Genomic DNA, 12,351 nt, shown 5'->3' with positions numbered 1-12,351 from the left:
GCTCAAGGGCCTCAGGACACGACGGCGATCGCCACGGATGACCGGTCGGTCATTCCGTTCGACGAGACGGTCAGCATGCCCCGGCCGAGTTCCTCCGCAAGACGGGTCAGCACTCGGACCGATCGCCGGTTTCGTCCGCCGGCGGTGGACTCCCGATCGACCGGCACGCTGAACGAATCCACGTCGACGACCTCCGGGCGGCAACCGTCGATCGAAGCGGCACGCCGGAGCTTTCGGTCGTGAGTCAACACGTGCACCACGACCATGTCCACGACGGGAGGTGCATCCTCTTCACCGAGTGTTGCGCGCCGCCAGCACAAGCCGTCGATCCCGACGTCGGCGTGGTCGGAAGCCGACAGCCCGGCCGGTGATCGATGACGGCCCGCGGACTTCTCGAACAACGCGATGCCGGCATCGCCCAACGTCGACAGGACGTGGGGGTCCAGAACGGCACCCGCGACATCGGATTCGCCGTCCCGAACACCGGTGATCACCTCGACTGCGGGAGCCGTGATCCAATGCACGGGAGCATCGGCGAGCTCCAACACCGTGACCGCGAGCTGCCCGGACCACCACCCGGCGAGCGCGAAGAGTCCGTGCACCTCCTCCAGCGCGACCTCCCGTTCGGCGTACTCTTCCGGACCGAGCACCACCAAGCCGTCGTCCGCGTCATCGAGAACCTCCGCCACCTGGCCGGCTTCGGCCTCGAGTGCATCCAGCCGCTTGTTGACCACCCGTCGTCGCTCGTGGACATGATCCATCAGCTCGTGACGGACCTGATACGCGATCTGTGGCGTCCAGGCCGCCTCGGCGGAATGTGTGCGTCGTCCCATGGCGGGCAACGTAAACCGTCCAGCCCTCGCAGCCGCACCATGAATCCACAGCGTGAGCACTGTCCACAGGCCACAACGGTGTCCGAGCGTTCCGCGGGACACTTCGTCCGGTGCGCGACAGAACCACGTAAGCGCACGCAAGCCCGACGACAGGAGCCCGATCCACAGTTGTCGTCATGACAACGACAACCACTCCCCGGCCCGGCGCCGGGCCCGCTCCGTCCCCCCGCACCGACCTCGCGATCGAGGCGCGCGGACTCGTCAAGCACTTCGGCTCGACGCGCGCGGTCAACGGCGTCGACCTCACCGTTCCGACCGGATCGGTGTACGGCGTCCTGGGACCCAACGGTGCCGGAAAGACGACCACCGTCAGCATGCTGGCCACCCTCCTGCGTCCGGATGCCGGAGCGGCGCGGGTCTTCGGCTACGACGTCGTCGACGACGCGGTCGCGGTACGTTCGCTCGCCGGCGTCACCGGGCAGTACGCCTCCGTCGACGAGGATCTCACCGCCACCCAGAACCTCGTGCTGTTCGCCCGCCTGCTGGGCTTCTCACGGACTGCGGCACGTTCGCGCGCCGACGAGTTGCTCGAGGAGTTCGCCCTCACCGACGCCGCGGCCCGGCCGCTGAAGAACTTCTCCGGCGGCATGCGTCGACGCCTCGACCTCGCGGCCAGCCTGATCGACACCCCGCCGCTGCTGTTCCTCGACGAACCGACGACCGGACTCGATCCGCGAACTCGTGCCCAGATGTGGGACACCATCCGTCGCCTCGTCGCGGGCGGGTCGACGGTCCTGCTCACCACCCAGTACCTCGACGAGGCCGATCAGCTGGCCGACCGCATCGCCGTCATCGATCACGGTCGGGTCATCGCCGACGGCACGGCCGACGAGCTCAAGCACTCCATCGGTGCCAGCACGCTCCAACTCGTCGCGACCGATCGTGCTGATGCACCCCGCGTGTGCGAGATCGCGGAGTCGATCCTCGGGCAGAAGGCCGCGCTGAGCCCGGAGGCGGCGCGGACGACGGTTCCGCTCAGTTCCGCCGATCTCGTACCCGATGTGCTGATCGCGCTGCGCGAGAACGGGATCGGCATCGAGGAGATCACCGTGCAGAAGCCGAGTCTCGACGAGGTGTTCCTCACCATCACCGGTAGGCCGGCGCAGACGGATTCCGACGCCGACGCACCCGGGCACCAGTCATCCGACACACATCCGTCCGACACCACACAGGAGGCCCACGCATGACCGCCACCATCGACAGTCCCCCGTCGACCCCGATCACGACCCGCGCCACACGCGCCAGGGTGAAGACCTCGATCAGCCTGGCCGAGTCGTTCCGGCAATCTTTCAGCATGGCCTACCGCGGTGTGCTGAAGATCCGGCACAACCCCGAACAGCTCTTCGACGTCACATTCCAACCGATCATCTTCACACTGATGTTCACCTACATCTTCGGCGGCGCGATCAGCGGCAACGTGGAAGCCTATCTGCCGGTGATCATTCCGGGCATCCTCGTGCAGACCGTGATCATGACCTCGATCGTCACCGGCACCCAGTTGCGTGAGGACATGGACAAGGGTGTCTTCGACCGGTTCCGTTCCCTACCGATCGCCCGGATCAGCCCACTCGCCGGCGCCCTGCTCGCCGATGTCATCCGCTACTCCATCGCAACCGTGCTGACCGTGGTGATGGGCGTGTTGATGGGCTGGCGGCCCGACGTATTCGGCGTGATCGCCTCGGCCGCACTCATCATCGTGTGCAGTTTCGCGGTCTCGTGGATCTTCGCACTGATGGGCTGCCTCATGAGCAAAGCATCTGCCGTGCAGGGGATCTCGATGATGATCATGTTCCCGCTCACCTTCATGTCCAACGCCTTCGTCCCGGTCGACACAATGCCCGGCTGGTTGCAGGGCTTCGTCAACGTCAACCCGGTCAGCCACCTCGTCACGGCGGTGCGCGAACTGACGAACTCCGGTCACGCCGGCATCCATGTCGTGTGGGCCCTGATCGGCGCAGCGGTGATCACCGCCGTGTTCGCCCCCCTCGCGGTGCGGGCCTATATGCGCAACGCATGATCGCGGATCACGCCCGCGAGTTCGTCCACGGCGGTGTGGCGCGGCACGATCGGGTGTCGGGCCACACCGCCGTGGTCCCGGTGTCGCTCCAGCGCCCAGTGCCGAGCCCACTGCAACGACGGATAGTCCTGTCGTCCGGGCAGACTCAGCGTCAACTCGACGAGGCGTCGACAGAGGGGGTCCGGCCCCCGGTCCGCCCCGTACAGCACGGTGAACGCCGCGGCCACGGTGCCGGCCTGCGGAAGGTCCTGCCAGCCGGGTCCGAACGTCATGTCGTCGAGTCCCTTCACCATCTGCGGGACCAGTTCCCACGCCGCCCCGAGATCCCCGCACCGCACCAGCCCGGCCACACATCCGCTGACCACCATCAGCACCGCCGGGTCGGCGACGCCGAAGGGATGATCCCGCAGCATGACCCGTGCCGCCCGCGCGAAGGCCGTTGCGACCTCGGCATCGGGCACACCGTCGACGAGCGCGAGTTCGGCGACGCAGAGCAGTGCCGGCCCGGTCACCTCTGGATTGCCCTGCGGATCCTCGATGTCGAGCTCCCAGTCGTCGGTGATGACCGCGAGTTCGCGACGGGCTTCGGCGACCCGGCCGTCGGCGAGCAGGGTGAGCGCCAGGAAGGTCTGGAGCTGGCGGACGTCCTCGACCGCGTGCAGGCGACCCAGCAGGTCGATACCGACCCGGTACGTCGACGCCGCCGCGGCGTACCGGCCCTGCTGGGCGTACAGACTCCCGGTGCTCGACTGCCACATCCCCTGGAACCAGGGCGCATAGCGACTGCGGGCGAGCCATTCGCCGGATGCGATCGAGTCCCGGAGCGCGGGGCCCAGCAGCCCGCGGTTCTCCCGCAGGTGTGACCGCATCGTCAGCGCCAGTGCCCGCACCTCGTCGTCGGACGCGGTACCGGCCGCCAGGCAGATCAGTCGGTAGCCTCGAATCGCGTTCGGCGCCAATGCGACAGCGGACAAGAACTCGCTGGCACGATCGAAGGTCAGACGGGCGCGATGCAAACCACGCAGGATGAACCTGGCGGTGGCGACCACCCGGAGTTCGCCGGTCATCATCCCGTGCACCGCACCGACGATGGCGGTCGCCTGCCAGTTCTCACGGACGGCGTCGTCGGGCGCCTCGGGCGGGCGCGGCAACGCCATCAACACCCGGGCACCCCACGCCCGCGTCTCCCCGTGCAGACCGCGAACCGTCCAGTGGTATGCCAGTGCCGGATACAGCGTCGTGAGCACCGCGACGACCTCGTCGGTCGGTGTCACGGAGGCGGTTTCGCACGCCGAACGGAGGATCCAGGTCAGATTGTCGGCCTCACGCGCCATCCCGCCGGCACCGGCGAGATGATCCCCCTCCTCCGCCAGCTCGCGCATCCCGGTGACGAAGTGCACTGCCCAGCCACTCATCCGCGACTCCACCAGGACGGCCAGTTCGGCATCCATCCTGGTCTCGCCGAACTCCCGAACCATCTCCAGCATCCGGAAGCGCGCCGCACCATCGGTTTCGACCACCGAGAGCAGCGACTGGTTGGTCAGACTCTCGAGGGTGTCGTCGAGGACCGCCCCGGCGGCCCCGGTCACCGCTTGGGCGGCCGACCGGCCGAACCCACCGGGAAAGCGGCACAGCTGCACCAGCGCCGCCCGGCCCGCGTCGTCGAGCAGTTCCCAACTCCACTCGATCACCGCGTAGAGGGTGCGGTGCCGGTCGGGCGAGGTGCGATCGGCAGAACGCAGAAGCGCGAACTTCTCCCCCAGCCGGTCGGTGATCTCCTCGACCGTCATCGTCCGGACACGGGCGGCCGCCAGCTCGATGGCCAGAGGCAGTCCGTCGAGGTGGCGGCAGAGTTCGACGACGCGGTCGGTGGGCAGATCGGCGTCGGGTCGCACGGCGCTCGCACGAGTCCGGAACAGCTGCACCGCAGGTGAATCCGCATCCGCAGCCGCCAGGACGGGCAATTGGTGCACCTGCTCACCGACGATGGCCAACGGCGTGCGGCTCGTGGACAGGACACGGAGGCCCGGTACCGCGGCGGTGAGCTCGCCGACGATCCGGGCGCACGCGTCGACGATCTGCTCGCAGTTGTCGAGGATCACCACCGACGCCCGCTCGCGCAGCACATCCTCGAGACGCGCGGTCAGGTCCCCGGGGGTCATGCGGGGGCGACCGGTTGCGGAGAGGTCGGACTCGCCGACCCCGAGTGTCGCGGCGATCGCCGGGGTCACGTCCTCGTCGGACCGCACCGAGGCGAGCGACACGAAGTAGACCGGGACCCCCGCCTCATGCAGCCGGTGCCCGATCTCGGTCGCGACCCTCGTCTTGCCCACGCCACCCGGACCGAGCACGGTCACCACGCGACCGGTGTCGAGCATGCCCGCCACGGTGTCGAGGTCAGCGACGCGTCCGATGAGTTCGGTGGTGGGTGAGCGCAATCCGACGGCACGCGCGGGGCGTGGTGTGCCGGTCTCCGGCGGTGCCGCAGCGAGGATCTCGGCGTGGACCCGGGCCACCTCGGGGCCCGGGTCCATGCCCAGCTCGGTCGACAGTCGGCGTCTGAGCCGGTCGAACACGACGAGCGCCTCGGCGTCGCGGCCATCTCCGGCGAGTGCCCGCATCAGGGCAGAATGCGCCGACTCGTCGAACGGATCTCGGGCGCAGAGCTTTTCGGCGACGAATCGAGCGGTCGCGTAGTCGCCCGCGGTGAACGCGGCCGTCAGCTGCGCGGTGTCGAGCGCGTCCTCGAGACGTCGAATCCGTGCGGACAGCATCGCCACCACCGGGGACCCGTCTCCGAGATCGTCGCCGGGCACACCGCGCCACCACTGTCGCGCCTGGTCGAGCTCGGCCCGGTCGCCATCGGCGAGCAACCTCTCGACCACGTCGAGGTCAGTACGGCTGTCGCGCAACCGATAACCGTGGTCACCGCCCTCGAGAACACCCTCGGGCAGGAGCTTGCGCAGCCGGGACACCTGGGTGTGCAGCGCACTGTGCGGAGAACGCGGCGGATCGTCGCCCCAGACGTCGTCGATCAGGCGATCCGCCGAGCGCACGCGCCCCTCGGCGAGGGCAAGCGACACGAGCAGGCGTCGGGCCCGCAGACCCGGCACGCCGACGAGCCGGTCCGGGCTCTCCGCCCCCACCGGGCACGACACGACCGCGATCGGGCCCAGCACACCGATCAGGGCGGGTCCGTCGGCAGACACCCAGACAGGTTAGCGCCGACCGTCGCGTTCAGTCCCGAAGGAACCCCGCGTCGGCGAGGGCCCGCCGGACGTCGTGCTGGTGGTCGTGTCCGCGGGTCTCGACGCTGACCGTCACCTGCACCTCGCCGAGATACAGGTCGTCGGCGACGCGCGAGTGGACGACGTCGAGCACACTCGCGCCCAGGTCGCGGAGCAGCTCGAGGAGAGTGACGAGACCACCCGGACGGTCGGAGACGGTGGCCGTCACGGTGAGGAAACGGCCGGCGGCGGTCAGGCCGTGCGTGGTGACATGGCGCAGCAGCAGCGGATCGATGTTGCCGCCGGACAGCACCACGCACACGGTTCCCGACAGCGCGAGCCGTCCGCTGACGGCGGCCGCGACCGCCGCCGCACCCGCGGGCTCGACCACGAGTTTGGCCCGTTCGAGCATCAGCAGCAGTGCCGTGCTCAGTTCTTCCTCGGTGACCGTGACGACCCGATCCACGAACTCGGCGACGTGCGCGAACGGGACGGCGCCGGGGGTTGCGACCGCGATGCCGTCGGCCATGGTGTTCATCGACGTCGCGGGCACGGGCCGCTCTTCGGCGATCGATGCCGGCCAGGCCGCCGCCTGCGCCGCCTGCACGCCGATCACCGACACCTCCGGACGACGCAGACGCACCGCGGCGGCGACACCGGCCAGCAGTCCACCGCCGCCGAGAGGCACGACGATCGTGGTGACATCCGGTATCTGCTCCAGGATCTCCACCCCGACCGTCGACTGTCCGGCCACGACGTCGAGGTGATCGAACGGATGGATCAGCGCCGCACCCGTCGCGTCGGCGTGACGCTGCGCCTCGACGAGAGCCTCGTCGACGGTCGACCCCGCGAGCACCACCTCGGCGCCATAGGCCTTCGTGGCGGCGATCTTCGGCAGCGCCGCCCCGGTCGGCATGTAGACCCGTGCGGGGATACCCAGATCCGAAGCCGCCCAGGCGACTCCCTGTGCGTGATTGCCCGCGCTGGCCGCGACGACGCCTCGCGCACGTTCCTCCGCCGACAACCGGGAGATGCGCAGGTACGCCCCGCGCGGCTTGAACGACCCGGTGCGCTGCAGGTTCTCACACTTGAGCCACACCTGCGCCCCGCTGCGCTCGGACACCACCCGCGAGGCGATCGTCGGCGTCCGCCGGATCACCCCGGAGAGTTCCTGTGTGGCCCTGTCGATGTCCGCGGCGGTCAGCAGCATGGGACCAGTATCCGCCCGCTCGTGCGCCGGGCGGTCACCGGCGCACCTCAGGCATCCGCGTCCGGTGGTGTCATCTCGGCCGCGATCGCACGCAGTTCACCGATCGCCTGCTCGAGCACCTCGTCGGCGTCGAGAACGAGCCCGGCCACCGGAGCGGGGACCTCTGATGGGGAGGTTCCGAACGGCGTCGCGTCGGCCGACGACGGATCGAGCGCCGACGCAGGGTCGAGTTCGGCTGCCCTGACGAGCAGTTCGGCGACCTCACGACGCCCTCGCGCGCGCAGAAGGGTCACCGCATTGCGGGCCGTGGTCCACAGCTGGGTGCGCTGACCGCTGTCGCGCCAGGCCTCGAGGAGGACGACGTACGCCTCGGCCGCCCTGGGGGTGTCACCGACCCGCGTCAGACACGACGCCGCTCCGACGCGAGCGATGCCGACGATGAACGTCGCACCGACGTCGTCGGCCAGCTCGTGCGCTCGCCGGTACAGCGCGAGCGCCGACGCCGGATCGGCCGGCGCGATGAGCTCGGCCTGCACATAATCCAGGAACGCATGCTGCGACGGCCCGGCCGCGGCGGCGATCTCGGTCCGCGCGGTGGCCAGGAGCCGCGCCGCATGCTCCGCGTCGCCCGCGTAGGAGGCCGCCAGCGCGGCCGAGGCCAGATAGGCCGGGCCGAGCGACTCGTGACCTCCGCACCAGGTCCAGTGTCGGATGGCGACCGGGAAGTCGCCTCGGAAGTGCGCGACCGCGGCGGTGGCGGCATGTGCCCCGAGCAGGCGGTCGTCGATCCGGTCACCGTCACGCGGCGGTCGCGCCTCCTCGAGACGCAGTGCACGTTCTGCGAGGTCGAGCGCGAGGTCGAACTCGCCGACCAGCCGTGCCGCCTCCGCGCCGGCCGACAGCACCGCGGCGCGACCGGCCTGATCGTCCAGACGCTCGGACTGCGCGATCTCGATTGCCCAGGTCCACAATTCGCGGATGTTCCGCCAGATGCCGACGAGGAAGAGCGACGTCGTGATGGCGACGAGCACGTCGATGCGATCACGTGCGGCGGCAAGATCACGTGCGGAACGCACGTTGTCCATCTCGGCGTGGAGTCGCCGGTTCGCGGCGCGCTCCCCACTTCCCAGCCAGGCGACCTCGATCTCGCGAACCGTTGCCACGCACTCCTCCAGGAAGCGGTCCTCGGCGGCGGCGAGCATGCCCGACGCCTCGAGGTGATCGAGCAGGTAGTGCCGGATGAGGTGGAGCAGGCGGTACCGGCCCTCCGACGCATCGGCGACGAGAAGCGAGCTGTCGACGAGCCGGTGCAGCGTCTCCAGCGGATCGTCGACGCCCCCGACATGTCCGGCGAGGGATTCGAACGTGCGGACCGTGACGCCACCGGGAAAGGTGGCCACGGCGGCGAGAACGGCCTGGTCCGGACCCGACAGCAGCCGGAAGGACACATCCACGCTGACCCGGAGGGTGCGCGCGGTGCCGCCGCCGGCCGTCCCGGTCGCGAGATCCAGTGCACGACCGAGCAAGCCGACCACCTCGGCCACCGGCATCACCGCTGCCTGCCGGGCAGCGAGTTCGATCCCGAGCGGGAGTCCGTCGACCCGGCCGAGGAGGTCGACGAGGTCGGGCAGGTCCCGTTCGGTGACGGCGAAGTCCGGGTTGCGGCGTCCCGCGTGCTCCACGAACGCGCGGATCGCAGGTTGCCGCAACGCGGTGTCGACGGTGCCGGGGGCGTGCGACGGGACCTGCAGCGGTTGCAATCGGACGACGTACTCGGCCGGCAGGTGCAGGACGACCCGGGACGTCGCCAGGACCCGTACCCGTGGCGCGAATCGGATGATCTCGCCGACCAGTTCCCGGCACGCGGCCAGCAGATGCTCACAGTTGTCGAGGACCAGCAGCGACGCGCCGGTGCCGAGGTGACGCGCGACCGTCGACGGCGAGGCGGCCGCGTCCAGGTCGAGACCGAGGGTCGAGGTGACCGCAGCGGCCACCCGGTCCTCACGCGCCACCGCGGCGAGGTTGACGACGTACACGGCGTGGTCCGGGAAGACCACGGGGTCGGCCGCGACATCGAGGGCGAGTGTGGTCTTGCCGACCCCACCGGTCCCGGTCAACGTCACCAGACGATGAGCGGCCAGGAGCCGGGACACCTCGGCACGCTCGCGTTCGCGTCCCACCATCGGTCCGCCCGTCGGAGCCGGGCGAGGGGACCCGGCGGCCGGACCGGCCAGACGAGTCGAGATCGGGATGGCGGCGTCTCCGGCGGCGACGGACTGTTCGAGTGCGCCCAGCGCCGGACTCGGATCCAGACCGGTCGCCTCGGCCAGGCGCATCCGGAATCCGGACGCCACCGACATCGCCTCCGCGGTGCGGCCGTCTGCTGCGAGAGCCCGGATCAGCAGTCGGGTCGCGCTCTCGCGCAGCGGATTCGCAGCGACAAGTGCGGTCGCGGAAGCTGTGGCGGTCGGGTCGGCCGCGTCCACCAGTGCTTCGACGTGCGCGTCGTCGAGGCGCTGGCGGAGCTCCTCGAGCGCGACTCGCTCGGCACCGAGATCTGCGAGACCGGTGAACTCGCCGAGCGGATCTCCGCGCCACAGCTCGAGCGCTCGGGCGGTCACGCGTACCCGGGACGTCGGGTCGTCGGTGGCGGAGGCGGTCGCGAGCAGCTCGCGGACGACGTCGCTGTCGACGACGCATTCGCTCAGCCGATAGCCGGCGGGCCGCCGCTCCAGCAGGTGTGCGTGCCGGCCCAGGTGATTCCGCAGCCGCGACACCAGGTTGTGCAGTGCGGCAACGGGATCCTTGGGCACCGCCGTGCCCCAGAGTTCGTCGACGAGCCGGCCGGTACCCACCCCGTGTCGTCCGGCCGTCGCGAGCAGCGCCAGTAGCGCGCGCCGCCGGTCCCCGGCGACCGGCACCTCGACGCCGTCGACGTGCAGCGTGAGCGGACCCAGCAGCCCGACGCCGATCGGAGGCGGCCCGATGCGGTGGTCCGGCTCCTGAACCGACATCCCCGCCCTCCCGGTCTCCGACAACCCATCCGTGGTGTGCCCGCGTCCTATGCAGGATGAGCGTAGGCCTCCACCGACACCCACGTCCGGTATCGATCGAGACCGATCGCCGCGGCCAGATCCTCGGTCTGGGATCGCTGCGCCAGTAGCGCATCGACCTTGCGATCGAGTTCGGCACCGGCGAGTCGGAGCCGCAGCGCCACCTTCTCGGTCGGGCACTGCCTCGGACCGCCGAGCGCCCACATGTCGAATTCGCGGGCGAGGTCGTACTCGACGGCCCGTCCGGTGGCGACCGGGTGCAGGACCCTGGGTTCGACACCCGCGGAGGCAATCGCGCGGAGCACCCAGCGGTTGACCGTGCGGTGATCGGGGTGACCGGTCACCCCGTCCGGGCCAAAGGTGAGGACGGTGTCGGGCCGGACCTCGTCGAGCACTGCGGCGATACGCGCCACCGGGGTCGCCGGATCGAGTGCCTCGAGGCCTCCGTCGGGCAGGTCGAGCCAGTGATGTTCGTCGATCCCCAGCACGTCGAAGGCCTCGGACAGTTCGCGGGTGCGAGTGGCCGCGAGCGCCGAACGTGCTGCGGAGGTGGCGTTCTCGTCGTCGGGATGCGCCCAGACGGACAGCACCGTACCCAGATCGGTCACTCGCAGCTCATGGTCCGCGGCTGCGGTCGCGGTTCGTGTCGTTGTCATGAGCTGATCGTCGGCGGCCCCGCTGTCACGCGACTGTCATCGATCCGGCGTGGGGCGCCGCGACCGCGGCCGAATCATGACAGCGCCATGACAGGACCACGCCGCACGCTGAGGCCACACCCGATCCAGGGTGCGGCAACCACCGATCCGGGATGCACCGACATCCCGACCATCACCGAACAGAGGGACATGATCATGACCACCACGACAGATCCCACCGCCATCGACCTCGGCCGGGTCGAGGCCTTCGCCGGCCAGGTCAGTGCCGACCTCACACACGCTTACCACTCGATCAGCACGTACCTCGGCGACCGCCTCGGACTGTGGCGGGCACTGGCGCAGCTCGGGTCGGCGACCAGCGCCGAACTCGCCGAACGATGCGGACTCGCCGAACGGTATGTGCACGAATGGTTGTGCGTGCAGGCCGCCGCCGGGTACGTGCTGCTCGAGGACGGCGGCGACGCGGGCGCCGACGTCTTCGTGCTCCCCGCCGAGCACGCCATGGTGCTCGCCGACGACGACAGCCCGGCTGCGATCGTGGCCGGCTTCGAGGTCGCCGCGGCGATCTGGGCCTCGGTCGACCAGCTCGCGCACGCGTACGCGACCGGTGACGGTGTGCCCTGGCACGCACACGACTCCCGGCTGTTCTCCGGCGTCGAACGCTTCTACGGGACGATCTACCGCGCATCGCTGCTCAGCGAGTGGATACCGGCGATCGACGGCCTCGAGCAACGACTCTCCGAGGGCATCCGCGTCCTCGACGTCGGTTGCGGACACGGAGTGCCCACGATCCTTCTCGCCGAGGCCTTCCCGAACTCCACGTTCGTCGGGGTGGACAGCCATGAGGAGTCCGTGCGGCGGGCAACCGCGGCGGCGGCCGCAGCAGGCGTCGGCGACCGGGTGCGTTTCGAGGTCGCCGGGGCGCACAGCTACGACGGCGACTACGACGCGATCGTATTCTTCGACGCACTGCACGACTTCGGCGATCCGGTGGGCGCGCTCGAGCACGCACGGTCGTCGCTGCGTGCAGGCGGACAGGTGATCGCCGTCGAGCCGCTGGCGCACGACACGCTCGCCGAGAACCTGACCAATCCCGTTGCGCTGCTGTTCTACTCGGGCAGTTCGTACCTGTGTGTGCCCCACAGCATCGCCGATGGCGCGACGTCGCTGGGCGCCCAGGCCGGGCCCGCCCGGTTGCTCGACACCTTCCGGGCAGCCGGACTGCCGAGCGCGCACGTCGCGGCGACGACCGCGTCGAACCTACTCCTCGAGGCGAGGATCTGAGGGCGCGCCCG

At 70.0% G+C, this 12,351-nt stretch carries 8 protein-coding genes; 3 read left to right on the top strand and 5 right to left on the bottom strand.

The genetic code is table 11. The features are described 5' to 3' along the window. Positions 1-11: 11 nt before the first annotated feature. A complete protein-coding gene (locus tag KTR9_RS09045) occupies positions 12-833 on the bottom strand; it encodes a hypothetical protein (protein ID WP_044506329.1) in 822 nt (273 codons plus the stop codon). 176 nt (positions 834-1,009) lie between these two features. Between KTR9_RS09045 and KTR9_RS09040 the strand changes: the two genes are divergently transcribed. Together KTR9_RS09040 and KTR9_RS09035 are read left to right on the top strand one after the other, a co-directional pair. Beyond that, positions 1,010-2,080 carry a daunorubicin resistance protein DrrA family ABC transporter ATP-binding protein gene (locus KTR9_RS09040; protein WP_014926143.1) on the top strand — a complete coding sequence of 357 codons (1,071 nt, stop codon included), beginning with the start codon at positions 1,010-1,012 and terminating at the stop codon, positions 2,078-2,080. Beyond that, on the top strand, positions 2,077-2,910 hold the full coding sequence (locus KTR9_RS09035) for an ABC transporter permease (protein ID WP_014926142.1): 834 nt from the start codon (positions 2,077-2,079) through the stop codon (positions 2,908-2,910). The genes KTR9_RS09040 and KTR9_RS09035 overlap by 4 nt, the downstream gene beginning before the upstream one ends. Here the strand turns inward: KTR9_RS09035 and KTR9_RS09030 are convergent. From KTR9_RS09030 to KTR9_RS09015, 4 genes are read right to left on the bottom strand one after another with little or no spacing between them, the layout of a single operon-like run. After that, positions 2,892-6,119 (bottom strand): BTAD domain-containing putative transcriptional regulator, encoded by a 3,228-nt coding sequence (locus KTR9_RS09030; RefSeq protein ID WP_044506327.1) that lies wholly within the window; start codon positions 6,117-6,119, stop codon positions 2,892-2,894. The two genes, KTR9_RS09035 and KTR9_RS09030, sit on opposite strands and share 19 nt — an antisense overlap. Positions 6,120-6,147: 28 nt before the next feature. Continuing rightward, complete coding sequence (gene ilvA / locus KTR9_RS09025) at positions 6,148-7,347, bottom strand: threonine ammonia-lyase (RefSeq protein WP_014926140.1); 1,200 nt, start codon at positions 7,345-7,347, stop codon at positions 6,148-6,150. Positions 7,348-7,394: 47 nt separating this feature from the next. Beyond that, a complete protein-coding gene (locus tag KTR9_RS09020; protein WP_014926139.1) occupies positions 7,395-10,361 on the bottom strand; it encodes an ATP-binding protein in 2,967 nt (988 codons plus the stop codon). A 47-nt stretch (positions 10,362-10,408) separates the two neighbouring features. Further along, entirely contained in the window at positions 10,409-11,056 is a 648-nt protein-coding gene (locus tag KTR9_RS09015; protein ID WP_014926138.1) for a PIG-L deacetylase family protein, read from the bottom strand. Between the two features lie 87 nt (positions 11,057-11,143). Between KTR9_RS09015 and KTR9_RS09010 the strand changes: the two genes are divergently transcribed. Further along, positions 11,144-12,340, top strand: coding sequence for a class I SAM-dependent methyltransferase (locus tag KTR9_RS09010; protein WP_148281173.1), 1,197 nt, complete (start codon positions 11,144-11,146; stop codon positions 12,338-12,340). Positions 12,341-12,351 lie beyond the last annotated feature (11 nt).

This window comes from Gordonia sp. KTR9, from assembly GCF_000143885.2.
Taxonomy (GTDB): Bacteria; Actinomycetota; Actinomycetes; order Mycobacteriales; family Mycobacteriaceae; genus Gordonia.
Note: the sequence above shows the minus strand (reverse complement) of the source record. Positions and strands in the feature narration are given on the sequence as shown.

Coding starts and splice junctions, on each gene's coding strand:
- KTR9_RS09010 (WP_148281173.1), top strand. CDS start 11,144: ATGACAGGACCACGCCGCACGCTGAGGCCACACCCGATCCAGGGTGCG.
- KTR9_RS09040 (WP_014926143.1), top strand. CDS start 1,010: ATGACAACGACAACCACTCCCCGGCCCGGCGCCGGGCCCGCTCCGTCC.
- ilvA (WP_014926140.1), bottom strand. CDS start 7,347: ATGCTGCTGACCGCCGCGGACATCGACAGGGCCACACAGGAACTCTCC.
- KTR9_RS09035 (WP_014926142.1), top strand. CDS start 2,077: ATGACCGCCACCATCGACAGTCCCCCGTCGACCCCGATCACGACCCGC.
- KTR9_RS09045 (WP_044506329.1), bottom strand. CDS start 833: ATGGGACGACGCACACATTCCGCCGAGGCGGCCTGGACGCCACAGATC.
- KTR9_RS09015 (WP_014926138.1), bottom strand. CDS start 11,056: ATGACAACGACACGAACCGCGACCGCAGCCGCGGACCATGAGCTGCGA.
- KTR9_RS09020 (WP_014926139.1), bottom strand. CDS start 10,361: ATGTCGGTTCAGGAGCCGGACCACCGCATCGGGCCGCCTCCGATCGGC.